The sequence below is a fragment of the Sphingopyxis sp. PAMC25046 genome (assembly GCF_004795895.1).
GTDB lineage: Bacteria > Pseudomonadota > Alphaproteobacteria > Sphingomonadales > Sphingomonadaceae > Sphingopyxis.
In genome coordinates this window covers 2,562,021-2,585,613 of the sequence record NZ_CP039250.1, presented here as the reverse complement: position 1 = coordinate 2,585,613, position 23,593 = coordinate 2,562,021, and the positions used below count along the sequence as shown (strand labels likewise).

The following is a 23,593-nucleotide window of genomic DNA, read 5'->3' as shown; positions in this document are numbered from 1 at the left end:
CAAGACCATGAATATGATCGAGGCGATCAACAGCGCCATGGACGTCATGCTCGAACGCGACTCCACGACCGTCGTGATGGGCGAGGATGTCGGCTTTTTCGGCGGCGTGTTTCGCGCCACCGCAGGCCTGCAGAAAAAGCACGGCAAGACGCGCGTTTTCGACACGCCGATCAACGAATGCGGGATCATCGGCGTTGCGGTCGGGATGGGAGCCTATGGCCTCCGCCCGGTCCCCGAGATCCAGTTCGCCGATTATATCTACCCGGGGCTCGACCAACTCGTCAGCGAGGCGGCACGGCTGCGCTACCGCTCGGCGAACGATTTCATCTGTCCGATGACCGTGCGCACTCCCTTCGGCGGCGGCATCTTCGGTGGTCAGACACACAGCCAGTCGCCCGAAAGCATCATGACGCACATCTGCGGTGTGAAGACGGTGATCCCGTCCAATCCCTATGACGCGAAAGGCCTGCTGATCGCGGCGATCGAGGATAACGATCCCGTCGTCTTCCTCGAACCCAAGCGCATCTATAACGGTCCGTTCAGCGGCTATTACGACCGCCCGGTCGAGCCTTGGTCCAAGCATGACGCGAGCGCAGTGCCCGAAGGCTATTACCGCATCGAACTCGGCAAGGCGGCGACGGTACGCGAGGGCGAAGCGCTGACGATCCTCGCTTACGGTACGATGGTGCACGTGACCAAGACGATCGTCGAGGAAATGGGCATCGACGCCGAGATCCTCGACCTGCGCACCTTGCTGCCGCTCGATATCGAGGCGATCGAGGCGTCGGTCAAAAAGACCGGGCGCTGCCTGATCATTCACGAAGCGACGCGCACATCGGGCTTCGGGGCCGAACTGGCGGCGCTGGTACAGGAGCGCTGCTTCTATCATCTCGAAGCGCCGGTCGAACGCGTTACCGGCTTCGACACGCCGTATCCGCATAGCCTCGAATGGGCCTATTTTCCCGGCCCGGTGCGCATCGCGACCGCGCTGACCAAGATTTTGAAGGACTGACGCCATGGCCCGCTATTCATTCCGTCTGCCCGACATCGGCGAAGGCATTGCCGAGGCCGAAATCGTCGCCTGGCACGTCAAGATCGGCGAGCGCGTCGAGGAAGACGCGCAGCTTGCCGACATGATGACCGACAAAGCGACGGTCGAAATGGAATCGCCCGTGTCGGGAGTCGTCGTCGAACTGGCGGGCGAGGTCGGCGACCTGATCCCGATCGGCTCGACGCTCGCGGTGATCGAAACCGACGGCGAGGTCGAGGCACCGCCCGCCGATACACCGGTCGAGGAAGAGATTGTTGCGGAGACGCCGGGCGCCGAGGAAATCTCCGTGGCCGAGATTGCTGCACCCGCGCCCGTCGCCACGCCTGAGCCTGAGCCTGCGCCGGCTCCTGCACCCGCTCCGGTGGCTGCTCCGGCGAACGACCGCCAGGTCCTTGCATCGCCCGCTGTCCGCGCCCGCGCCAAGGATCTCGGCGTCGATCTGGGCCAAGTGCAGGCCGAAGGCGATCGTATCCGCCATGCCGACCTCGACGCCTTCCTCCGCTACAGCGGCGGGCAGGGCTATCATGCGTCCGGCGCCAGCCGCGCCCGCGCCGACGAGCCGATCAAGGTCATCGGCATGCGCCGCAAGATCGCCGAAAATATGGCGGCGTCGAAGCGCGCTATCCCGCATTTCACCTATGTCGAGGAAATGGACGTCACCGCGCTCGAGGATATGCGTGCCGACCTCAACGCGAACCGCGGCGGCCGCCCGAAACTGACAATGCTGCCTTTCCTGATTGTCGCGATCTGCCGCACCATCCCGCAATTTCCGATGATCAACGCGCGCTACGACGACGAGGGCGGCGTCGTGACGCGTCACGGCGCTGTCCATCTGGGCATGGCGACGCAGACCGACGCGGGGCTGATGGTTCCGGTGATCCGTGATGCGCAGGACAAGAATGTCTGGCAGCTTGCGAGCGAGATCACGCGCCTTGCCGAAGCCGCGCGGACCGGCAAGGCGAAGGTCGAGGAAATGACCGGCGGCACGCTGACCGTCACGTCGCTCGGCCCGCTCGGCGGGATCGCAACGACGCCGGTTATCAACCGGCCGGAGGTCGCGATCATCGGTCCGAACAAAATCGTCGAGCGCCCGGTCTTCGACGGCGACGATATTCGCCGCGCGAAGCTTATGAATCTGTCGATCAGCTGCGATCACCGCGTGGTCGATGGCTGGGATGCTGCAAGCTATGTTCAGGCGCTAAAGAAGCTGATTGAGACGCCGGTCCTGCTGTTCGCGGACTAAGCCTTTCCCATTTTCGTCATGCCGGACTTGATCCGGCATCCCGCTATGTGACGTCGATCAGCGGGACCCCGGATCAAGTCCGGGGTGACGAAGGGGGAGGGGGCAGCGTCGATTTACAGTCCCAACCCCGCGAAACTTGTCTGGTCGAACTTCAGCTTGAAGGTCACATAGGCCCCCGAGCGGGCGAAGCGCGCGTCTTCGAAGTCGCGGTCATGGAAACCGGCGAAATTGTAGCCGAAGGTGATGTTGGCATTCTTCATCGGCGCCAGCGTCACCGTCGGGCCGCCGGCCCAGCTGACGGTATCGGCATCGGTGCCGACGCGCACGGTACCGGAGGCACCGACGTCGACATGGTCGTCAAGGTTGAAGCGGAAGTCGGCGCCGATCAGGTTCGACCAGCCCTTGACGTCGTCGTCGCCGAAGCGGTCGAAGTTATAGCGCGTGCCCCAGAAGAGGCCGAATTCGGCGCGTTCATACCACATGCTGTCCTCACCGCGCTCGCCGAGCGGGGTCCAGTTCAGCGACAGGCTGTTGAGCAAGCGGCGGCTCGTCGCGTCACCATCGATCGTCAGCCCGCCGCCACCGATCGGACCGGGCTGGCCGGCGATCGCATCGCGCACCTTGTCCGACCGGAACTCGCTCTTGTTGAGCCACGACACGCGTGAATCAGCGGGGCGGTGGGCCCAGCTCAATTCGAAGTTGATGACCTCGGTCGTTGGCGTCGCGCCGCTGCCGCTCGCCTTGGCGTAGGTGAAAAGGGCACCAAGCGCGCGGCCTTCGCCCAGCTGGCGGAGCCCGCCGAGCGTCAGCCCGTAGCGGTTGGCGATTTCTCCGTCGCGATATTCGGCGCGGCTCGTCAGCGTCCAGCGGTCGGCGCGATAGGTCGCGCCGGTGCTGATCGCGACGAAATCCTCGGTCAGCGCGCCGTTACCGCCGAGGAAGCCGCCCGATGCGACCGGATGATCGAGATTGAGAACGTCCTTCGCGCGGACGCCACCGATGGTCCGGTTGCCGTCGACCGACACATCGACCGACCAGCGTTCGCCGAGCTTCAGCGACTGCGACAGACCGTAGGCGGCGAAGCTGCGCGGGCCATATTCGCCGATTTCCTGTTGGTTCGCGGCCGCAAGCAGGCGCGCGCCTGACCAGGGCGTCAAGTCGAAACCGAGCCGCGCCGTGCGCGCCTTGATCGTGTCACCGTCGGCGATCTCGTAACTGCCGACGAGATTGACGTCGCGGGTCACCGCAAAACGTGCGCCGAGGCGATGACGGGTGGGGAAGTCCACGCTCGCATCCTTACCGCCCAAAGCGAACTCGGTCTGCGCATCGAACTCGAGCCGTTTGGCAAAGATCCGCTGCGTCGCGCCGAGCTGGACGATGTTCGACCGGTTGCGCGTGCCATCGGTCAAGCGGTCGTCGGCGTGGGTCAGCCCGGCACGCATGACGCTGGTACCATTGTCATATTCGGCGAGCGCGCGCGCGGCGCGGCGTCGCGCGCTGGTTTCGAGATAATCTTCCTGCCACGCGCTGCCGGTGACCGAGAGGTTGCGACTGGCTTTCAGGCGTGCGTCGAAGCCGAATTTGCGCGTGCCATTCTCGCCGCGGTTGAGCTGGCCCGTGCCGAATCCCGCTTCGCGTTCGCGAATATAGGCGAGGAAGTCGGCGTTGCTGCTGTGATGCTCGGCTTCGATCAGCCACGCCTTTGCGGTGCCGGCGGCGATTGCACCGCCGTTCACGGCCTTGGCATCGCTGACCGCGAGTTCGGCGCGGACCTCGGTTTCGATCGTCGGGCGATAGCGTGCATCGACGCCGCCGAGGCTGGTTTTGGCGTTACCATCCTCGTCGTGGATGAAGGTCGCACCGACGCGCAATTTCTCGTCGTTCGACTGATAGCTCATCCGGCCGCCGGCGTTGAGCACGCGCTGGCCAACGCCGTCGACCTCATATTCGGCGACAATGAATTGCGGATCGAGGTTCGATGATCGGCTGAGCACGGGTTCGCGGAAACGGATCGTGCCCGCCAGATAGTCGATGTCGTAGTCGACATGGCGCGACAGGCTGAGGCTATCGACGATGCGTTCGCTGTGCAGCCGGTCGCGCGTTTCGATGACGATCCGCTCGCTGTTGGGCAAAATATCCCTCGCGCCGAGCTGGTACGGGCCGGTCAGGCCGTTGCCCTGGATCTCGTCGCGGCGAAAGCGATAGGGCGTGTCGGCGACGAAGGCGGTCGCGGCGAGGTTGCGGCCGCGATACTCGGCCTTGCCGCCGTTCAGCGCGCGTTGGTAACGCGCGAGTTCGGGCTCAGCGATGCCGGTCTCGATATCGCCGAACATCGCGTAGAATTGCGGGCGTTCGAGGCGCAGGTAGAGCTTGCGCACCGACGCGGCGTCATAACGCGTTTCGTTGCGGTCGGCGTAGATGGTATAATAGGCGCGCGGGTCGATCACGCCCCCGAAACGCGCGTCGTCCTTGTCCTTGTCGCCGTCATAGGCGAGCGTCATCAGCCATTTGCCGCGCACCCGACCCTTGGCATAGAGCGCAAGGCGGGCGTCGCCGTTGAAGTCGCCCGTCGTCTCGGCGACGGGCTCCATGCGGTCGTCGAGCGTGTTGTAGCCGAGCGTGCCGGCGGCAAAGCCGACGACGGTCCACGGACGATCGCCGGGATCGAGCCAGGTTTCGATCGTCTGCTTGCGCGTCACCTTGTCGTCGCGGAAGGCGAAATCGATCGTCAGCGTACCCGACGCGGTCGTCGGTTCGAGTTCGATATAGGCCATGCCGTCGTCGCCATCGATCTTCCACACCGGCCGTGCGCGTTCGAGCCCGGCGAGCTGGCGTGCCTGCTGCGCGTCGGCTTCGACCGCGGGATAATAGGGGGTGGGGACGGCGAAGTCGCCCGTCAGGCCGGCGCGAACCGGTTTGCCGTCCCGGTCGGTCAGGTGCACCGCGATCACCGGGCGGGTGACGCCATCGGCGACGAGCACCGACTTTTCGCGGATCAGCGATGCACGCATCGGGGTGATCGAATAGTGGACGCTGCGTTCGAGCGTTTGGACAGTGACGCCGTTCGCGTCCGCCACTTCGGCAACAAGACGGTTTTCGCCCTCGCGGATTTCGAGCCCGCGCCACAGACTGACCGCGACGCTTCCGTCGGCCGACTTGCTCACGCCCTCGAATGTCAGCGCGTCTGCGGGCTTGCCGTTGACGCGGAGCGACACTTTCTGGCCGGGGGCGTGCTTGATCGCAGCACGGATCGCCTTCGCGCGCGGGTTGTGATCGGCGTCCGGGAAGAGCCAGCCGATGCCCGGCGCTTGACCGGCGGGCCAGTCGCGGCCGGCACCAGCGGCTTCGGGATCGCTCAGTACCTTGGGTGCTTCGATGGTCGCCGTGATCGGCGCGGCGCGCGGCGGGCTCGCGACGGCGCGGAAGTCGGCGCGCTTCAGCGCGCCGCCGCGGCCTTCGACAAAGCGCGAGATTGCGCTGCCGGCGCTCTGCGTCGAGCGCGCGCAGTCGATCGCATCGCGGTCGAGCCGAAGCGTCGACGGGTCGATCTGTACGACGTGCAGACCGGGGCGCACGCCCTCGAAATGATAGCGGCCTTCCTCGTCGGTGACGGTGTAGCTGCCGTCCTGCAGCATCACGCGAACGCCCATGATGCCGTCGGCCTTCCCCGGATCGACGCTGCAGCCACCATCGGTGATCCGGCCGATGATCGTCATGCGATCGCCGAGCTGGTCGCGTTTGATCGCAATCGTTGCTTCGGCGATATTGCTCCGCGTCCCACGATTGTCGGTCGCGCTCGCGCGGTTGAGCGCGTTGCCCGGCTGCGCCGACACGATGACCTCGGCGAGATAGGTGAGAAGCAGCGATCGCGACGCGGCGATACCGGGGAGGGTGACCGCGAACTCGCGGCCATTCGGCTGGACCAGGGCGTCGGCGCGGACGCCGTCGATCCGTACCGTATCGGCGCGAAGGCGCATCCCGGCGGGCAGCAAGTCTTGTACCGTCACAGTGCCGGTGCCGCGCCGCGCGTCGCGGTTCGCGACCTCGATGCGATACTGAATCACGTCGCCGGGCACGGCGACCTGCGTCGATGTCGTTTTGCGCAGAACCAGCGGCCCCCCCGGCTGATCGACTGGAATGTCGACGCGCACGGGAGCGGGGCTGCTCAGCGTGAAGATATCGCCGTAGCTCGCGCGCGTGATCTCGAACGGCTGGCCGTCATCGGGGCGTCGCAAGCTCTCCAGATCGGCGGCGCTCGACTTCGAAGGCGCGGTGAACGGCGATGGCGGTTCGACGATGAGGCGGTAGCTGCCGGGCGCGACAAAAGGAAAGCGATAGTCGCCCGGCGGAAAATTATAGACGGTGCCGCCCGAATCAGTGACGCGCTGTCCGGTGACGACGCTCGACGGATAGGCGGAGACGCCATCGTCGCCGAACACCTGCGCGGGCTGGCCCGTCGCCGTGTCGACGATCGTGACGCGGCTGCCGGGGACGGGGGCGCCGTCGCCGCTGTCGAAAACGATGCCGAACGGATCGACGAGGAAGTTGATCGTCGCGAGCGCAACAAGGTTCGAACTGGCCTGGTCGGTGACGCGCAGGCTCAGCGCGGCACCGGGGTTGACCGACAGACGACAATCACCCTCGACCACCGCCGGAGGGACGCCGATCGTGTTGATGAAGCCGGTGAACACACCACTGTTGTTCGCGGTCTCGGTGAGGACGATCGCTTCGCGGTCGCCGTTTTCGAGTTCGAGCACGACGGGCAGGTTGTCGCGTCGCTGCGGATCGCTGTTCGCCGATGCAAGCGTGACGCCGATCACCAGCACTTCGCCGGCGCGGAAACTGTCGGTGCCCTGGAGCGATGCAGGGGCGGTCGATATGCCCCCATATACGCCGCCGAGATTGACCGTTGCCGGTGCACTGAGCGTCGCTGTCCGCGCACCCGGGCGGTTGCACTGGGTTGGCGCGAGCGAGACCCGCGTCTCGCCGCTGCCATTGGTGAGGCGATAGGTCGCGATCGCTGGCGGCGGGGGCGGCGTCACCGTTACGTCGACACGGTTCGACAGCGCCTCGCCGCGCTGTCCTTCCTGCGTCCAGTGCGCTGACGCAGTGTTCGTGATCACCTGCGCGCGCGCTGGCGGCGTCGCAGGCAGCAGCGCTGCCGCGATCAGCGCGGACACAAGGCCCGAAAATGTCGTTCGAATCGCCATGCAAGCCCCGAAAGGGACAGCGGGCCCGGCTGGTGCCCGAACCTTCGCTGTCCCGTCCGTTACCCGGTCAGTTGACCGTCGCGCGGAAAACGAGCGTGCGCGTGGCGCCGGCCGCGATCGTGGCGATCGTGCCCGACACGTTCGGCGCGGCATAGCTGCCGCCGGCGGCGCCGTCGGTATTGCAGGTCGCGCCGGTTACGGTTCCATTGAGCAGGATTGTGCCCGTGTTGAACGTCAGCTGCCCCGGAACGGCGTCGTTGATGACCACCGAGGTCGCGGCGGCGCTGCCGCTGTTGGCGACCGCGATGCAATATTCCACGACCGCGCCGGGAATCAGCTTCGGGTTCGTCGTGTTGTTGAACGGATCGGAAATGACGCGGCTGGTCTTGGTGACCGCGAGCGTCGCGGTCTGGACCGTATAGTCGTCATTGTCGCTGTGCGAACCGTCGCGCGCCGCATCGCCGGCTACGCCCGCAGTATCGGCGAACACCGTATCCTTGCCTGCGGTGTTGGCGCCCGTGGTTTCGATGATCGCCGCACCCTGGCTACCCGAGGTGCCACCCTCGCGTGCCGTGGCGCGCAGTGTGACGCCCGCGACGCCATTGTTGGCGAGCGCCCCCGGAACGTCGGCGACGACGAACAGGCGGATTGCGGTATCGACGACAAGTTCGTCGACAAAGCCGGTGAGGAGCGTGTCGCCCACATCCCAACTGCCGACGGTGCCCGTCACCGTATTGTCGCGGTAAATCCGGAGGTTGGTGACATCGAAACTGTCGGCGCCGCCATGCGCCGCCGTGCCGCCCGCGAGCTGCGAGGCGACCAGCGCAAAGTCGAGCGTCTCGTTCGAGCTGTTGGTGAGCTGAAAGGTCGTCACCGCATTGGTCTGGCCGGGGACGACGTTGGTCGTGACGTTCCCGACTTCTTCGACAAGCAGGTTGATCTTGCGGTCGACAGTGAAGTTGTTGGATGCCGACTGCTGGCCCTGCGCGACGCCACCGACCTGATAGTCGACGGTGGCGGTATTGGTGATCGTGGTGCCCGCGGTCGTGCCGGCGGCAAAGGCCGGCGCGGCGGCGACGCTTGAAAGCGCCGCCAGACCGATGGCACCCATATAAGTCAGCTTGCTGGTCATAGCTGAGCTCCTGGGCTTTATGTGGTCGCCGTTTCCCCACCGCTGGCGACCGTTAAGCGGTTATTTCACGTCGCTATTTGACAACCCCCCGAAACATGAGCTTGCCCGTGCCGCCGACCGGGATCGGGGCCTGGAAAGCCCAGCGAATATGCGTCACATCGGCGGGCTGCGCGGCGCGGCGTGTGCCGTCCGTCATCGGAACGCTGAGTTCGGAAAGCAGTCCCCACTGCTTGCCGCCATCGACCGAAACGAAGGGCCGTGTGTCACCGGCGTCCGCGAAGCTGACCGCCGAGGGCATCGGGTTGGTGACGACGAACCTGTCGGCCGGCTGCGCGCCGGCGTTGCGATAGTTGAGCACGAAGACGAGGCGGTCGCCGGGAACGACGACCTTCGGTTCTTCGAGCAATATGCGTTGTTTGCCCTCGGCGTCGGTCGAAACGCGTTCGACGAACACCTCATTGTCGAGCGCCACCTCGTTCGCGGCGAGCGCCGGACCGGGCATCAGCGCGGCGAGCAAAAGGAAAAAGCCGGTGCGCATGGGCATCTCCATCAATCGATCGTGGTGCGGAAGGTGACGGTGCGTGTCTGGCCGCCGGCAACGGTGCCGAGCGCGACGTTGATCCGTGTGCCGTTGAAATCGCCGGCGTCGGCGTCGGCCGCGTCGGAGAGCGGGCCGCCGCCGAGCGTGATCGAACCCGGGACATAGCTGGTGTCCGCCGGAATATCGTCGGTGATCGCGAGGCCGTTTACCGAGCCACTGCCGGCGACGGTGGCGACGATCGTGTAGGTAATCGTCGCACCCGGGACGGGATCGGCGGTGCCGAGCGCGTTGGTCACGACCGCCGACTTGACGAGCGTGACGGTCGCGGCCGAAACGAGGAAGGCGCCGGCGTCCTCGCCGTCGGCGCCGGTCGTGCCGACGACGGCATCGCCACCGCCTTCGCCTTGCCCCGCAAAGCTGTCGCCGGGATCGCCAGTACCCGTCTTCGCGGCGGCGACGAGGCTGACGATGCCGCGATTGCCGTCGGCGACCGAGCCCGGCGTCGTCACCAGGACGAAGACGGTTACGCTCTGATCGGGATCGAGCGTCGGATCGTTCGCCCCCGCCGTATAGAGCGTGTCGGTGCCCGCGTCGAAGAGGCCGTCGCCATTGTCGATATAGATTTGGGTGACAACGGGGTCGTAATCGTCGCCGCCGGCGTTGGCTATCGTCGTCAGACCAAAGGCCTCGACACCATTGCCGTTGTTCGTGACCGAGAAGGTCAGCACTTGCCCCGTGGCGCCGGGCGTCGTCGGGACGTCGCCGGGGTTGCTCGAAGCGACGGTGACATCGAGTAGTTCGTCGACGAGCAGATCGACGCGGTTCGAATCGATCGTCGTCGGGCCGCCGCCGGCGTCGAAGCTCGCGGTTGCGGTGTTGCTGATGGTGGAGCCGGCGCGTGTGCCGGCGGCTTCGGCCTGCATCGGCAGCGCGAACGCGGCGAGCAGAGCCATGGCTGAACAAGAGGGAAGAAGCCGATGCTTCGCGCCCCCCACAGGCGCTATCATCATCACTTTGACTCCGAAACAGGTTGGTCCTTGGAGCCATAAGTCGTCGATAAAGGGTAATTTCTGGTTAAAATGCAGGTAGAAGAGCGCGTTTTGCTCCAAATAGGGACAGGCGCGGTCCTTGGCCGGCGCGAAACTGGACGGCTGGCGCGGCGATTGAAGCGCGCGTAAGGTGGAGCGGTTAACAAGGAGAAGCGGGGTGGCGGAGGACCGGGGCAGTAAGGATGTGCGTCCGCCGCGCGCCAATCCGCTGCACCAGATCGAGATCGATGATTTTCGTCGCGACCGGCTGCTTGCCGCGCTCGCGCTGATCCTCGGCGCTGCTTTTTGTCTCGGTCTGCCCTTTGCTCTGCAAGCCGGCGCCGAATTCTTCCTGCCGCTCACCGCGGCGATTGTCATTGCGATCGCGCTCGTGCCATTGCTCGAATGGCTCGAGCGCCGCGGCCTGCCATCCGCGCTCGCGGCGTTTTTTGCGCTCGCCACCTTCCTCGCGATTATCAACGCGGCGCTCGCGATCATCGTCGTGCCGGCGACGGGCTGGTTCGCGCGCATTCCCGAATCGATTCCGCGCATCCAGAGCAATCTGGCGCCACTCATCGACTTCTATTCGACGCTGCAACGTTTCGTCGACCGCACGCTGATGTCGGTGGCGAGCGGGACCGAGGCGACCGCACAGGCGGTCGCGGCAACCGCGCCCACCTCGGTCGTCGACTATTTCATCTCGTCGGCGCCTTCGGCGGCGATCCAGCTGTTCTTTGCGGTGCTCGTCATCTTCTTCTTCCTCGCGGGCTGGACGCGGCTGCGCAAAGGCACGATTCGCCGGCGCGGCAGCTTCGACGGCGCCATGCAGACCGCGCGCGTGATCCAGAATGTAGTCGATGCGACCGCCGACTATCTGGCGACGATCACAATGATCAACGCGATTCTGGGCCTCTCGGTCGCGTTGTTGCTGTGGGCGCTCGGCATGCCGTCACCCTTCATGTGGGGCGGGATCGTCAGCATCTGCAATTTCGTGCCTTATCTGGGGCCGATCGTCGCCGCGGTGCTGCTGGGGCTTGGGGGGCTGATGACCTTCGATGCCGTGGGGCTCGCGCTCCTGCCCGCCCTAATCTTCATCGGCGTCCATCTGGTCGAGGCGAATCTGATCACACCTTTGGTGCTCGGCAAGCGGCTGACGATCAATCCGCTGCTCATTCTCGTGTCATTGAGTTTCTGGGGATGGGTGTGGGGGACGCCGGGTGCCTTGCTGGCGGTTCCGCTGCTGCTGATTTTGCAGACGGTGCTCGCGTCGACGGGCACGCCCGATCTCGCAGGTTTCCTGTTCGAACACGGCACGCTCACGACGACCGACGAGGTGCGCGATCGATTAAATCGCACGCAGGACGAAAGCGACGGTTGACAGGCCGAAGCGAGGGCCATATTGGCGCGGCTCCCAAGCACACGCGGGTGTAGCTCAGTTGGTTAGAGTGCCGGCCTGTCACGCCGGAGGTCGCGGGTTCGAGCCCCGTCACTCGCGCCATTTCTCGTCTTTAGGGACGGAATGGCCACCGCAGCTTGGGACTTTCCATCACTGGAAATATTGGATTGGCGCCGCTCTTTAGCGGCGCCAAGTCCCCAGTTCCATCCAGCGCAGCAGCGGCTTCAGGGGCGCGATCCAAATGATCCCTGCCACGAGATAGAAGATCGCCTGCACGAGCACCGGCCATGTGCCAACCCATGGTGAAAGGCTGACGACGATCGCGGTCCAGCCGGCGATCAGCGCGAGGATCAGGAACATGCCCGCGGGCTTGCGCCAGCTTGGCGTGGGGTTGCCGTCGAGCCGATCTTGGCTGTCCTGATTCACAAACGATCTCCGCAAAGGATGAATTCCTGTTCGGTCAATATCGCGTCGAGCGCGATGTCGGTCGATTCGCGCGGCGTAGCGTCGATTTCCTGCACCGACCAGCCGATACCGATGCGCAGCGCGCCCGGATGCGCGGCAAAATAACGATCATAATGGCCGCCGCCCTGACCGATCCGGCCGCCCCGGCGATCGAATCCCACGAGCGGGCAAAAAATGAGGTTCGGCGTCGCCAATGGCGCGTCATCGAAGGGCTGGCGGGTGCCCCACGGGCCTTTCGCCAGCGAGTCATCGGGTCGCCAGAGGCGAAAGCCCATTTCGGCGATTCGTCCGGCATGGTGGGGCAGGGCAAGGGCGCCGGCTTGCGCGAGGTCTGTGAACATGGGCAGGATATCGGGCTCGTCGCCCCATGCGACATAGGCGCCGACGATGGCATGGCCGGCGAGAAGCTCTATAAGTGGCGTAGGGAGCGCGCGGAAAGCGGCCAGCTGCGCCATGCCGTCGAGATTTGCGGCGAAATGCCGCCGCCGGAAGCGCAGCCTCTCGCGCAATTTCCGTTTCTGCTGGACGAGGTCGGCGGACAGGTCGGTCATCGCCTCCTCGGGAGCTTGGCGGGCAGGTTGGCGGGACCGCCGAGGTCGTTTGCTGGAAAGTCCTCTGACGCCAGTAACGTCAGGTGGGGACCATATACGTCGGACCAGAGTCCGGGCAGGGACAGCCCCCTAGGATGATGTATCGCCTCAGGGATTTTCGCAAAAGCTCGTGCCGGGCAGTACCCGCCGCCCTTTATGTAAGGGCGCGGACGCGCGTGCTCAAGAGAGTTGCTCGACTTTTCCCGCGAGGACTTCGATCCGGTCAGCGATCTGCAGCAGCGCGCGGTCGTTCGATGGATTGGTCGAAGGCGCCGTTGTAGTGGAATTCTGCCGTGCAGTCTCCAGTGCCTTGATCGCGTCCTGTTCGCGCGCGATCGCCGCCTTCAATTCATCGCGTGCCTGCGCCTCGCGGCTCTCGGCGAGCGCGACCGCCGCGCGTAGCGAATCGGATTGCGGTTCGGTCTTTTCAACCTTGCCGCGGGCTTCCTGCATCTCGTCGGCGAGCATAAGCGCCGCGAACAGCAATTGGCGCACCTCGGTCCCGCCCGGCATCGTCCGAACCTTTTCATCGATGACCGAAGCCAGCTGGGTCAACTGCGCTTCCTGCCCGTCGGCGCAGTGGACGTCATAGGAACGGCCCCCGATGGTCAGTTTGACGTCAGCCACGGCCGGCCTCCGCGATCAGCCGATCGAGTTCGCCGATGACGGCGGCAACCTCGGCCTTCAGCGCCGATTGATCGGCGGCGGGCGCGGCAACGGTGGGTGCGGGGCGGTTCGCCCGCTCGGTCAGGGCCTTTTCGATGCGGCTCAACGCGCGTTCGATGCGGCCGATGGCCAGGCTGGATTCGTCGAGATCGAGTTCCATGACCAAGGGTTAGCAGCGCGCGGGGAGGGGTGCAATCGCCTCTCCGCGCCGAAATGCGCCACAATTTGTCCACAGGCGGTTGACTCCTGACCCTGCCCCCGCAAAGGGCTGTCCCCACCGAATCCGGTCATCTTCACATCCTTTCCCGGGGGACTCATGACACTGCCCGAACGTCAGCTCGCCAACGCGATCCGCGCGCTTGCGATGGACGCCGTACAGGCCGCAAACAGCGGCCATCCCGGGATGCCGATGGGCATGGCCGACGTTGCCACCGTGCTTTATTCGGATTATCTGAAATTCGACCCGAGCGATCCGAAATGGGCCGATCGCGACCGATTCGTCCTCTCGGCGGGCCACGGCTCGATGCTTGCCTATGCAACGCTGCATCTTGCCGGCTATGCGCGGCCTACGATCGACGACATCAGCAATTTCCGTCAATTGCACAGCCCGTGCGCGGGGCATCCGGAGAATTTTGAGCTCGAAGGCGTCGAAACGACGACGGGGCCGCTGGGGCAGGGCCTCGCGACCGCGGTCGGCATGGCGATCGCCGAGCGGCATCTGAATGCGGTTTATGGCGATGATCTGGTCGATCATCGCACATATGTTATCGCCGGCGATGGGTGCCTGATGGAGGGCATCAACCACGAAGCCATTGGTTTGGCTGGGCATTTGCAGCTCGGGCGGCTGATGGTGCTGTGGGACGACAACAAGATCACGATCGACGGGTCGACCGACCTGTCGACGAGTGAGGACATTCAGGCGCGCTATGCCGCGACCGGCTGGCATGTCGAAAGCTGCGACGGCCATGATCCGGCCGACATTCGCCGCGCGATCGACGCCGCGCTCGCCGACCCGCGCCCGTCGCTGATCGCGTGCCGCACGATCATCGGCTTCGGCGCGCCTAACAAGCAGGGGACGTCGGCGACGCATGGCGCCCCGCTGGGCGCCGACGAGATCGCCGCGGCGCGCAAGGAACTCGGCTGGACCGCCGAGCCGTTCGTTATCCCGGCCGATATTGCTTCGGCGTGGGCGGCGTTCGGCGAGAAGGGCAAGAAACTTCATGCCGAATGGAATGATCGCCTCGCAAGCAACGAAAAGAAGGGCGATTTCGAAGCGAGACTGAGCGGCAAGATCGTTCCGGGCGACGCGTTCAAGGCCTATCTCGACGGCCTCGTCGCCGAGCCCCCGAAGGTCGCGACACGCAAGGCGTCGGAGAACACGCTGAGCGCGCTCACCGCCGACATCGCGTCGCTGGTCGGCGGCAGCGCCGACCTGACAGGTTCGAACAACACGAAGACTTCGTCGACCAAACCGTTGACAAAGAATGATTATTCGGGCCGTTATATCTATTACGGCATCCGCGAGTTCGGCATGGCTGCGGCGATGAACGGAATGGCGCTGCATGGCGGCGTCGTGCCCTATGGCGGCACCTTCCTTGTGTTCGCCGATTATTGCCGCGCGGCAATCCGCCTGTCGGCGCTCCAGCAGCAGCGCGTCGTCTATGTGATGACGCACGACAGCATCGGGCTCGGCGAGGATGGCCCGACGCACCAGCCGATCGAGCATCTCCAGTCGCTGCGCGCGATGCCGAACCTGCTCGTTATGCGCCCCGCCGATGCGGTCGAGACCGCCGAATGCTGGGCGCTCGCGCTCGCGCAGGAAGACCGGCCGTCGCTGCTCGCGCTGACCCGCCAGAACCTTCCCCCGCTGCGTCATGACGTCACCGAAAATCTTTGCGCGAAAGGCGGTTACCGCCTGCGTGGAGCTTCGGCCGCGCGCAAGGTCGTGCTGGTCGCGACCGGCTCTGAGGTCGCGCTCGCGGTCGAAATCGCCGACAAGCTCGAAGCCGCCGGCCATGGCGCCGACGTTGTCTCGATGGTCTCGACCGAGCTGTTCGACGAGCAGACGGCGGCTTATCAGGCCGATATCCTCCCCGAGGACGCGCTGATCGTGTCGATCGAGGCGGGCACCACCTTCGGCTGGGAGCGCTATACCGGCCGCCATGGCCTGCGCTTCGGTATCGACAGCTTTGGCGCCTCGGCCCCGATTGAAGACCTATTCAAACATTTCGGCCTTACCGCCGATGCTATCGCACCCCAGATCCTGGCAAAGCTCGGCAATTAAGGACCGGCTTACCCCACGCAGAAAGGACCCATCGACATGGCAGTGAAAGTCGCAATCAACGGTTTCGGACGTATTGGCCGCAACGTGGCGCGCGCCATATTGGAGCGCACCGATCATGATCTCGAGCTGGTGTCGATCAACGATCTGGCCGACGCCAAGGCGAACGCCCGCCTGTTTCAGCGCGATTCGGTCCACGGCCCGTTCAACGGCACCGTCGAAGTCGACGGCAATGACCTGATCGTTAACGGCAAGCGCATCCAGGTGACCGCCGAGCGCGACCCCGCCAAGCTGCCCCACGCCGCCAACGGCATCGACATCGCGTTGGAATGCACGGGCTTTTTCACCGACCGCAAGGGCGGCCAGGCACATCTCGACGCCGGTGCCAAGCGCGTCCTGATCTCGGCCCCCGCCAAGGAAGTCGACCTGACCGTCGTCTATGGCGTGAACCACGACAAGATCGGCGCCGAGCATGTGATCGTGTCGAACGCATCGTGCACCACCAACTGCCTCGCACCGCTGGCCAAGGTGCTGCACGAGAAGATCGGCATCGAGCGCGGCCTGATGACCACGATCCACGCTTACACCAACGATCAGAAGATCCTCGACCAGATCCATTCGGATCCGCGCCGCGCCCGCGCCGCGGCGATGTCGATGATCCCGACCAGCACCGGTGCGGCCGTCGCCGTCGGTCTCGTCCTGCCCGAACTCAAGGGCAAGCTCGACGGCTCGTCGATCCGCGTCCCGACCCCCAATGTCTCGGTCGTCGACCTGACCTTTACGCCGCTGCGCGAAACCACCGCTGAAGAGGTCAACAAGCTGCTGAAGGAAGCCGCCGAAGGCGAACTCAAGGGCGTGCTTGGCTTCACCGACGAGCCGCTGGTCTCGATCGATTTCAACCATGACGCGCACAGCTCGACGATCGACAGCCTCGAAACCTCGGTCATCGACGGCAAGCTGGTGCGCGTACTCAGCTGGTACGACAATGAATGGGGCTTCTCGAACCGCATGATCGACACCGCAGGTGTGATCGCCAAGTTCCTCTGAATTAAAGGGAAACGTCGATGACCGCGTTCAAAACCCTCGACGATATCGGTGACGTCACCGGCAAGCGCGTGCTCGTGCGCGTCGACCTCAACGTCCCGTTGTTCGAAGGCGCGGTCAGCGACGCGACGCGGATCCAGGCGGCGATGCCGACGATCCGCGAGCTGTCGGACAAGGGTGCGATCGTCCTGTTGCTCGCGCATTTCGGGCGGCCGAAGGGCGCTAAGAATCCGACGCAGTCGCTGAGCCTCGTGATGGGCGGGGTCGAGGATGTGCTCGGCCATTCGGTCATGTTCATCCCCGAAGCCATAGGGGACGGTGCGAAGGCGGGCATCGCGGTGCTTGCGCCGGGCGACGTCGCGGTGCTCGAAAACACGCGCTTCTATCCCGGCGAAGAAAAGAACGACCCCGCCTTTGCCGATGCGCTCGCCGAGATCGGCGACCTTTACGTCAACGACGCTTTTTCGGCGGCGCACCGCGCACATGGTTCGACCGAAGGCATTGCACACCGTCTGCCCGCCTACGCCGGCCGCGCGATGGAGGCCGAGCTCAAGGCGCTCGACGCCGCGCTAGGCAATCCGGCGCATCCCGTCGCAGCGGTCGTCGGCGGCGCCAAGGTGTCGAGCAAGATCGACGTGCTCAGGAACCTGGTCGCGCAGGTCGATCATCTGATCATCGGCGGCGGCATGGCGAACACCTTCCTCGCCGCGCGCGGGGTCGATGTCGGCAAGTCTTTGTGCGAGCATGATCTGGTCGACACCGCCAATGCGATCTTCGACGCCGCCGATGCGGCGGGCTGCACGATCCATCTGCCCTATGACGTCGTGGTGGCAAAGGAATTCGCGCCGAACCCGCCGACTCGCACCGTCAACGTCCACGAAGTCGCCGCCGACGAGATGATTCTCGACGTCGGCCCCGCCGCGGTCGAGGCGCTCGCCGACGTGCTCAAGAATTGCCGCACGCTCGTCTGGAACGGCCCGCTCGGCGCATTCGAGACGCCGCCGTTCGACACGGCGACCGTCGCGCTTGCCAAGACCGCCGCCGCGCTGACGCGCGAAGGATCGCTGACCTCCGTCGCGGGCGGCGGCGATACCGTCGCGGCGCTTAACCATGCTGGCGTCGCTGGCGACTTCAGCTTCGTTTCGACCGCCGGCGGCGCCTTCCTCGAATGGATGGAAGGCAAACCGTTGCCGGGCGTCGACGCGCTGAAGGCGTAGAACTTCCGCCCGCGTTGCATCGGGCCACCGGGGTCGCTATGGGCACCGCCACATACGTATGCAAACAACCGGAGATCCCATGACCACCGCCAATGCCGAAATGCTTGACCAGATCAAATCGGGGCAGGGCTTTATCGCCGCGCTCGATCAGAGCGGCGGTTCGACGCCCAAGGCATTGAAGGGTTATGGCATCGAAGCGGACGCCTTTTCGAACGACGAGGAAATGTTCGGGCTGATCCACGATATGCGCAGCCGCATCGTCACCGCACCCTGCTTCAACGGCGAGAAGGTGATCGGCGCGATCCTGTTCGAACGCACGATGGACGGCGAGGCGGGCGGCAAGCCGGTGCCCGCACTCCTCTGGGAACGCGGCGTGGTGCCGTTCCTTAAAGTCGACAAAGGCCTCGAGAACGAAGCCGACGGCGTCCAGTTGATGAAGCCCAATCCGGGTCTCGATGACCTTTGTGCGCGGGCGGTTGCGAAGGGTGTGTTCGGCACCAAGATGCGCAGCGTCGTCAATTTCGCCAATCCAGCCGGGATCAAGGCGATCGTCGATCAGCAGTTCGCCGAAGCGAAGCGCATCGCGGCACACGGCCTCGTCCCGATCATCGAGCCGGAGGTCAACATCAAGAGCGCGGAGCGCGACGCGGCGGATCGCCTGCTGCTCAAGGAATTGCTAGCGGCGCTCGACGCCTGGACCGGCGCACCGGTGATGCTCAAGCTCTCCTTGCCGACTGAAGCAGGCCTGTTCCAACCGCTCGTCGATCATCCCAAGGTGCTGCGCGTCGTCGCACTGTCGGGAGGCTTCGCGCGTCCCGAGGCGTGCGTCGAGCTGGCGAAGAACCCGGGCATCATCGCGAGCTTCAGCCGGGCGCTTCTGGAAGACCTGCGCCACCAGATGAATGACGACGAGTTCAACAACTCGCTCGGCGGCGCGATCGACGAAATTCACGCGGCCTCCGTGGCCTAGGTGATGGGAGAGGGGTGGCAAGCCGTCGACGATTATATCGCCGGCAAATTGCTGGGCGCGGACGACGCGCTTGCCACCACCCTCGCGAACAATGAAAAACAAGGACTGCCGCCGATCGACGTGTCGGCGGTGCAGGGCAAGATGCTCTTCCTGCTCGCGCAGATCGCCGGCGCACGGCGCATCCTCGAAATCGGAACGCTCGGCGGTTATTCGACCATCTGGCTGGCGCGCGCGCTGCCCGACGGCGGCGAACTGGTGACGCTCGAGTTGGAGGCGCATCACGCCCGCGTGGCGCGCGAGAATCTGGAGCGGGCCGGACAGGCGGGCAAAGTTGATATCCGCGTCGGCCCCGCCGCCGACAGCCTTGCCGCGATGACCGGTGAAGCGCCCTTCGACTTCGTCTTCATCGACGCCGACAAGCAGAATAACGCGCATTATGTCGAGGAGGCGATCCGGCTCGGCCGCCCCGGCACGACGATCATCGTCGACAATGTCGTACGCGAGGGTGGGGTGCTCGACGCGGACAGCGACGACGAACGCGTCATCGGCACGCGGGCGCTGTTCGACATGGTGAGCGGAAACCCGCGCCTCGACGCGACCGCGGTGCAGACCGTGGGCGCGAAGAAATGGGACGGGTTCGTGCTGGCGCGGGTGCGTTAAAGCCCGCCGGCGAAGCGGAACGAGAAGCGATAGTCGCTCGGCGTGAGCTTGATATTGGTGCGCTTCTCAGGCCGCACCGATTCGAGCGTGAACTGGCCGTCGGCGAGATGGGTCGGCTCGCCGAGCGTGACCTCGAACGGCTGTTTTTCGCCATTGCCGCGGATCCAGATCATCTTCACCCGCACGCGCCCGGCCCAGACGCAGCGCGCGTTCATCGGGCAACGGCTATCCTCGACCACCTCGACCGGCTGGACGATCGGGCCATCGACATAGGCGCGCTCGCCAAGCGCGACGTCGCTGCCGTCGGGCAGCGGTGCAGCCGCCGTAGTGGCGCAGGCCGAAAGCGCGATGGCGGCGGGGAGGGCGATGGCGGCAAGGCGCACGATGTTCTGCATTTGCCCGTCTCTGGCGGCATCGCTATGAACGCGCCATGACCACGACCCATTGCCAGCTTTACCTCATTTCTCCCGTCGACGTCGGGGGCGATTTTCCGGCCCGGCTGGAGGAGGCGCTGTCCGCCGGACCCGTTGCCGCCTTCCAGTTTCGCGTCAAGGACATCGACCAGCACGAGGCGGCGCAACTCGCCGAACCGCTGCAGGCGATCTGCGCCGCGCACGAGGTCGCCTTCATCGTCAACGACGACGTCGCGCTTGCGAAGCGGCTAAAAGCCGACGGCGTCCATCTGGGGCAGGGCGACGGCGATCCGAAGGAGGCGCGCCGCCTACTCGGTCCTGACACGCAGATCGGCGTGACGTGCCACGACAGCCGGCACCTCGCAATGGAGGCGGGGGAGGCGGGCGCGGATTATGTCGCGTTCGGGGCTTTCTTCCCGACGACGACCAAGGCCGTCGAGCATCATCCCGAACCCGAAATATTGACCTGGTGGCAGGGGCTGTTCGAACTGCCGTGCGTCGCGATCGGCGGGATCACGGTCGATAATGCGAAGATTCTTGTCGACGCCGGCGCCGATTTTCTTGCGGTGTCGGGTGGCGTGTGGGCGCATCCCGACGGACCGGCGGCGGCGGTGCGCGCCTTCGCCGATATTCTCGAGAATCAGCCCGCGGGATAGTCGCGTCCGGGCGTTTTCGTTCCTTTTTTGGACGCTGGCGACGTCGCCGCATCCTTGCGCCAGCCAAAAAGGCCGGCGCAAGGAGCCCCGCGCGACGAAGTTGCTGCGTTGCCGCGAGGGGGCGGCGGGGTAAGGTCGGGACGCTCGATGCTCATCATGGGCGGGGATATGGCAGCGTCGCCGGGCGACATATTGGATCGATGCGTCAAAAAGGCATCGGCCCGTCGCTTTTGGCGTTTCGATCCAATGGACTGCGGTTCGTGGCTTTTTGCTTGCGCTGGGCCCGGCGCCCCGCAAGACAGCGGGCGGGGAGATTCTTGATGAGCGAAACCACCACCACCTCGCGCGGGCGCGAACTTACGATCCGGGCTGTTTTGCTCGGCGGGCTGCTGACCTTGGCGTTCACCGCGGCGAACGTCTATCTGGGGCTCAAGGTCGGGCTGACCTTTGCGACGTCGATCCCCGCGGCGGTGATCTCGATGGCGCTGCTGCGCTATATGGCCGGCTCGACGATCCTCGAAAATAATATCGTGCAGACGATCGCGAGCGCGGCGGGCACGCTGGCGGCGATCATCTTCGTGCTGCCCGGGCTTGTGATGGTGGGATACTGGCAGGGCTTTCCGTTGCTCGAAACCACCGCGATCACGATGCTCGGCGGCATATTGGGCGTGCTCTTCTCGGTGCCGCTGCGCCGCGCGCTCGTCGTCGATTCGGACCTGCCCTATCCCGAAGGTCGCGCCGCCGCCGAAGTGCTGAAAGTCGGCGTCGCGAGCGCCGAGGGCGCCGAGGAGAATCGCGCAGGCCTGTCGGCGCTCGTGTGGAACGCGCTTGTGGCGGCGGGCTTTACCCTGCTCACCCAGATGAAGCTCGCGGGCGCCGAGGTTGCGCGCTGGTTCGCGGTCGGCAGCGGTGCGACCGGCGTTGCGGGCGGGCTCGCCTTCGCGCTGTTCGGGGTTGGCCACCTCGTCGGGCTGTCGGTCGGCATGGCGCAGCTCGTCGGGCTGATCACCGGCTGGTGGGTGCTGCTGCCGATCCTGACGCAAGGCGGCGCGGGCGACCCCGAGACGCTGGCAAATACGGTGTTTCGCGCCGATGTGCGCTTCTTTGGCGCGGGGGTGATCGCGGTCGCGGCGATCTGGACGCTGATCAAGATCGCGGGCCCGGTGCTCGGCGGCATCCGTTCGGCAATGGCGGCATCGCGCGCGCGGCAGGGTGGGCAGGCGCTCGCGATCGAGGAACAGGATATGTCGATCGGCTGGGTGTTCGGCGGGTCGCTGCTCCTGATGCTGCCGATCGGCATTCTGCTCTGGACGGAGCTTTCGGGCGGGCCGCTCGCGGGCGCGTCGTTCGCGCTGATCGCGGGCGCGATCCTGTTCATCATCATCGTCGGGCTGATGATCGCGTCGGTCACCGGCTATATGGCGGGCTTGATCGGGGCGTCGAACTCGCCGGTGTCGGGGATCGGTATTCTCGCGATCATCGCCTCGTCGCTGCTGCTGCTTGGCCTGCTCGGTCGCGGTGGGGGCGAGACCGAGGTGAGCGCGATGGTGGCCTATGCGCTGATCGTCACGGGCCTCGTTTTCGGCATCGCGACGATTTCGAACGACAATCTGCAGGATTTGAAGACCGGCCAGCTCGTCGGCGCGACTCCGTGGAAGCAGCAGGTCGCGCTGATCATCGGCGTCATCTTCGGTTCCCTCGTCGTGCCGCCGGTACTCAACGTGCTCAACGAGACGCTGGGCTTCGTCGGCGCGCCGGGCGCGGGGCCGAACGCGCTCGCGGCGCCGCAGGCGGGGCTGATCTCGTCGCTGGCGCAGGGCGTGCTCGGCGGCGACCTCAACTGGACGATGCTGAGCTATGGCGGGATCGCCGGGGTCGGGTTCATCATCGTTGATGCGCTGCTCGGGCGCGCGGGCAAGCTGCGGTTGCCGCCGCTCGCGATCGGCATCGGCATCTATCTGCCGATGGCGGTGATCCTGCCGGTTGTGATCGGCGCGGTCGGCGGCTGGTTCTATGACCGCTGGGCGGCAAAGCGCCCGAACGCGAGCTTTGCGCACCGCATGGGCGTGCTGACCGCGACCGGGATGATCGTCGGCGAGAGCCTGTTCGGCGTGCTCTATGCCGGCATCGTCGCGGGCAGCGGCAGCGACGCGCCGCTTGCGGTCGTCGGTGACGGCTATGCGCCCTATGCGCCGTGGGTCGGCCTGCTGCTCTTTGTCGGGCTGGTGTGGCTGAGCTACAAGCGCACGCGCGCGAAGGTCGCCGCGACGCCCTGACACGCCGCTTGCCCTTCGGCGCGCGCGCGGCTAAAGGCGCGCACCTGATACCGATGCCCGCGGGCGCCGGTCTGCTCTTTCCATCCTTGTCTAGTGAGTGTGCGCGATGAAGATCACCGGCGTTGAAATCCGTCCCGGCAATATTATCGAATATGAAGGCGGCATCTGGAAGGTCACCAAGATCCAGCACACCCAGCCGGGCAAGGGCGGCGCCTATATGCAGGTCGAAGCCAAGAATCTGATCGACGGCCGCAAGCTCAACAACCGTTTTCGCAGCGCCGACACGGTCGAAAAGGTCCGCCTCGACACCAAGGATTTCCAGTTCCTCTACGCCGAGGGCGACGACCTCGTGTTCATGGACAAGGATAGTTTCGAACAGATCAATATTTCGAAAGAGGTCGTCGGCGAAGCGCATGAATTCCTGCAGGACGGCATGGACGTCGTGCTCGAGCTTTGGGAAGAGCGCCCGATCTCGGTCGAACTGCCCGAAACGATCGAAGCGACGGTTGTCGAGGCCGACGCGGTGGTAAAGGGGCAGACCGCCTCCTCGTCGTACAAGCCCGCGATCCTCGACAATGGCGTGCGCGTGATGGTGCCGCCGCACATTACGAGCGGGACCAAGATCGTCGTGCATGTGTACGACCGCGAATATGTCCGCCGCGCGGATTAAATAACGTCGCCCTCGCGAAGGCGGGGGCCGCTATCGGCGTAGCGCAAGGTTGCTTGCGGCCCCCGCCTTCGCGGGGGCGACGCG

Annotated in this window: 20 protein-coding genes and 1 tRNA gene; 12 read left to right on the top strand and 9 right to left on the bottom strand. The window is 65.3% G+C overall.

Annotated elements, in window-relative coordinates; translation table 11 throughout:
- Positions 1 to 7: 7 nt before the first annotated feature.
- Positions 8 to 1,012 carry an alpha-ketoacid dehydrogenase subunit beta gene (locus E5675_RS12110; protein ID WP_136176455.1) on the top strand — a complete coding sequence of 335 codons (1,005 nt, stop codon included), beginning with the start codon at positions 8 to 10 and terminating at the stop codon, positions 1,010 to 1,012.
- A 4-nt stretch (positions 1,013 to 1,016) separates the two neighbouring features.
- Entirely contained in the window at positions 1,017 to 2,294 is a 1,278-nt protein-coding gene (locus E5675_RS12105) for a dihydrolipoamide acetyltransferase family protein (protein ID WP_136174738.1), read from the top strand.
- A 113-nt stretch (positions 2,295 to 2,407) separates the two neighbouring features.
- Here E5675_RS12105 and E5675_RS12100 read toward each other — a convergent pair whose 3' ends face one another.
- The 4 genes from E5675_RS12100 to E5675_RS12085 all read right to left on the bottom strand — a co-directional run bounded on the left by E5675_RS12100 (position 2,408) and on the right by E5675_RS12085 (position 10,130).
- On the bottom strand, positions 2,408 to 7,504 hold the full coding sequence (locus E5675_RS12100; RefSeq protein ID WP_136174737.1) for a DUF11 domain-containing protein: 5,097 nt from the start codon (positions 7,502 to 7,504) through the stop codon (positions 2,408 to 2,410).
- Positions 7,505 to 7,571: 67 nt separating this feature from the next.
- Complete coding sequence (locus tag E5675_RS12095; protein ID WP_136174736.1) at positions 7,572 to 8,636, bottom strand: DUF11 domain-containing protein; 1,065 nt, start codon at positions 8,634 to 8,636, stop codon at positions 7,572 to 7,574.
- A gap of 73 nt (positions 8,637 to 8,709) precedes the next feature.
- The gene (locus tag E5675_RS12090) at positions 8,710 to 9,174 is read right to left on the bottom strand and encodes a hypothetical protein (RefSeq protein ID WP_247594595.1); all 465 of its coding nucleotides are present in this window, start codon (positions 9,172 to 9,174) and stop codon (positions 8,710 to 8,712) included.
- Positions 9,175 to 9,185: 11 nt separating this feature from the next.
- Positions 9,186 to 10,130, bottom strand: a complete 945-nt coding sequence (locus tag E5675_RS12085) for a hypothetical protein (protein WP_247594594.1) — start codon at positions 10,128 to 10,130, stop codon at positions 9,186 to 9,188.
- Between the two features lie 253 nt (positions 10,131 to 10,383).
- Between E5675_RS12085 and E5675_RS12080 the strand changes: the two genes are divergently transcribed.
- On the top strand, positions 10,384 to 11,583 hold the full coding sequence (locus E5675_RS12080; protein WP_247594593.1) for an AI-2E family transporter: 1,200 nt from the start codon (positions 10,384 to 10,386) through the stop codon (positions 11,581 to 11,583).
- Between the two features lie 43 nt (positions 11,584 to 11,626).
- Positions 11,627 to 11,703 (top strand) — tRNA-Asp (locus tag E5675_RS12075).
- Positions 11,704 to 11,781: 78 nt separating this feature from the next.
- On the opposite strand, the gene E5675_RS12070 is transcribed toward E5675_RS12075, so the two are convergent.
- The 4 genes from E5675_RS12070 to E5675_RS12055 form a co-directional block, all read right to left on the bottom strand.
- Positions 11,782 to 11,961, bottom strand: a complete 180-nt coding sequence (locus E5675_RS12070; RefSeq protein WP_136176453.1) for a DUF2842 domain-containing protein — start codon at positions 11,959 to 11,961, stop codon at positions 11,782 to 11,784.
- Between the two features lie 62 nt (positions 11,962 to 12,023).
- On the bottom strand, positions 12,024 to 12,617 hold the full coding sequence (locus E5675_RS12065) for a 5-formyltetrahydrofolate cyclo-ligase (RefSeq protein WP_136174733.1): 594 nt from the start codon (positions 12,615 to 12,617) through the stop codon (positions 12,024 to 12,026).
- A gap of 219 nt (positions 12,618 to 12,836) precedes the next feature.
- Entirely contained in the window at positions 12,837 to 13,283 is a 447-nt protein-coding gene (locus tag E5675_RS12060; RefSeq protein WP_136174732.1) for a cell division protein ZapA, read from the bottom strand.
- Positions 13,276 to 13,482, bottom strand: a complete 207-nt coding sequence (locus E5675_RS12055; RefSeq protein ID WP_136174731.1) for a hypothetical protein — start codon at positions 13,480 to 13,482, stop codon at positions 13,276 to 13,278. The genes E5675_RS12060 and E5675_RS12055 overlap by 8 nt, the downstream gene beginning before the upstream one ends.
- 156 nt (positions 13,483 to 13,638) lie before the next feature.
- Here E5675_RS12055 and tkt point away from each other — a divergent pair, with 156 nt between their 5' ends.
- The 5 genes from tkt (at position 13,639) to E5675_RS12030 (ending at position 19,494) form a co-directional block, all read left to right on the top strand.
- Positions 13,639 to 15,606, top strand: a complete 1,968-nt coding sequence (gene tkt / locus E5675_RS12050) for a transketolase (protein WP_136174730.1) — start codon at positions 13,639 to 13,641, stop codon at positions 15,604 to 15,606.
- Between the two features lie 36 nt (positions 15,607 to 15,642).
- The gene (gap, locus tag E5675_RS12045) at positions 15,643 to 16,650 is read left to right on the top strand and encodes a type I glyceraldehyde-3-phosphate dehydrogenase (RefSeq protein ID WP_136174729.1); all 1,008 of its coding nucleotides are present in this window, start codon (positions 15,643 to 15,645) and stop codon (positions 16,648 to 16,650) included.
- 17 nt (positions 16,651 to 16,667) lie between these two features.
- Positions 16,668 to 17,864, top strand: a complete 1,197-nt coding sequence (locus E5675_RS12040) for a phosphoglycerate kinase (RefSeq protein ID WP_136174728.1) — start codon at positions 16,668 to 16,670, stop codon at positions 17,862 to 17,864.
- A gap of 100 nt (positions 17,865 to 17,964) precedes the next feature.
- Positions 17,965 to 18,834, top strand: a complete 870-nt coding sequence (locus E5675_RS12035) for a fructose bisphosphate aldolase (RefSeq protein ID WP_210727672.1) — start codon at positions 17,965 to 17,967, stop codon at positions 18,832 to 18,834.
- Between the two features lie 3 nt (positions 18,835 to 18,837).
- Positions 18,838 to 19,494: an O-methyltransferase gene (locus E5675_RS12030; RefSeq protein WP_136174726.1), complete on the top strand. Its 657-nt coding sequence runs from the start codon at positions 18,838 to 18,840 to the stop codon at positions 19,492 to 19,494.
- Here E5675_RS12030 and E5675_RS12025 read toward each other — a convergent pair.
- On the bottom strand, positions 19,491 to 19,889 hold the full coding sequence (locus E5675_RS12025) for a hypothetical protein (RefSeq protein ID WP_247594592.1): 399 nt from the start codon (positions 19,887 to 19,889) through the stop codon (positions 19,491 to 19,493). The two genes, E5675_RS12030 and E5675_RS12025, sit on opposite strands and share 4 nt — an antisense overlap.
- A gap of 35 nt (positions 19,890 to 19,924) precedes the next feature.
- Between E5675_RS12025 and thiE the strand changes: the two genes are divergently transcribed.
- From thiE to efp, 3 genes are all read left to right on the top strand, one after another.
- Positions 19,925 to 20,563: a thiamine phosphate synthase gene (gene thiE, locus E5675_RS12020; RefSeq protein ID WP_136174725.1), complete on the top strand. Its 639-nt coding sequence runs from the start codon at positions 19,925 to 19,927 to the stop codon at positions 20,561 to 20,563.
- A 320-nt stretch (positions 20,564 to 20,883) separates the two neighbouring features.
- Positions 20,884 to 22,839 (top strand): oligopeptide transporter, OPT family, encoded by a 1,956-nt coding sequence (locus E5675_RS12015; protein WP_136174724.1) that lies wholly within the window; start codon positions 20,884 to 20,886, stop codon positions 22,837 to 22,839.
- A gap of 106 nt (positions 22,840 to 22,945) precedes the next feature.
- Positions 22,946 to 23,509, top strand: coding sequence for an elongation factor P (efp, locus tag E5675_RS12010; RefSeq protein WP_136174723.1), 564 nt, complete (start codon positions 22,946 to 22,948; stop codon positions 23,507 to 23,509).
- The last annotated feature ends 84 nt before the right edge of the window (positions 23,510 to 23,593 follow it).

Coding starts and splice junctions, on each gene's coding strand:
- E5675_RS12110 (WP_136176455.1), top strand. CDS start 8: ATGAATATGATCGAGGCGATCAACAGCGCCATGGACGTCATGCTCGAA.
- E5675_RS12105 (WP_136174738.1), top strand. CDS start 1,017: ATGGCCCGCTATTCATTCCGTCTGCCCGACATCGGCGAAGGCATTGCC.
- E5675_RS12100 (WP_136174737.1), bottom strand. CDS start 7,504: ATGGCGATTCGAACGACATTTTCGGGCCTTGTGTCCGCGCTGATCGCG.
- E5675_RS12095 (WP_136174736.1), bottom strand. CDS start 8,636: ATGACCAGCAAGCTGACTTATATGGGTGCCATCGGTCTGGCGGCGCTT.
- E5675_RS12090 (WP_247594595.1), bottom strand. CDS start 9,174: ATGCGCACCGGCTTTTTCCTTTTGCTCGCCGCGCTGATGCCCGGTCCG.
- E5675_RS12085 (WP_247594594.1), bottom strand. CDS start 10,130: ATGGCTCTGCTCGCCGCGTTCGCGCTGCCGATGCAGGCCGAAGCCGCC.
- E5675_RS12070 (WP_136176453.1), bottom strand. CDS start 11,961: ATGTTCCTGATCCTCGCGCTGATCGCCGGCTGGACCGCGATCGTCGTC.
- E5675_RS12065 (WP_136174733.1), bottom strand. CDS start 12,617: ATGACCGACCTGTCCGCCGACCTCGTCCAGCAGAAACGGAAATTGCGC.
- E5675_RS12055 (WP_136174731.1), bottom strand. CDS start 13,482: ATGGAACTCGATCTCGACGAATCCAGCCTGGCCATCGGCCGCATCGAA.
- tkt (WP_136174730.1), top strand. CDS start 13,639: ATGACACTGCCCGAACGTCAGCTCGCCAACGCGATCCGCGCGCTTGCG.
- gap (WP_136174729.1), top strand. CDS start 15,643: ATGGCAGTGAAAGTCGCAATCAACGGTTTCGGACGTATTGGCCGCAAC.
- E5675_RS12040 (WP_136174728.1), top strand. CDS start 16,668: ATGACCGCGTTCAAAACCCTCGACGATATCGGTGACGTCACCGGCAAG.
- E5675_RS12035 (WP_210727672.1), top strand. CDS start 17,965: ATGCTTGACCAGATCAAATCGGGGCAGGGCTTTATCGCCGCGCTCGAT.
- E5675_RS12030 (WP_136174726.1), top strand. CDS start 18,838: ATGGGAGAGGGGTGGCAAGCCGTCGACGATTATATCGCCGGCAAATTG.
- E5675_RS12025 (WP_247594592.1), bottom strand. CDS start 19,889: ATGCAGAACATCGTGCGCCTTGCCGCCATCGCCCTCCCCGCCGCCATC.
- thiE (WP_136174725.1), top strand. CDS start 19,925: ATGACCACGACCCATTGCCAGCTTTACCTCATTTCTCCCGTCGACGTC.
- E5675_RS12015 (WP_136174724.1), top strand. CDS start 20,884: ATGAGCGAAACCACCACCACCTCGCGCGGGCGCGAACTTACGATCCGG.
- efp (WP_136174723.1), top strand. CDS start 22,946: ATGAAGATCACCGGCGTTGAAATCCGTCCCGGCAATATTATCGAATAT.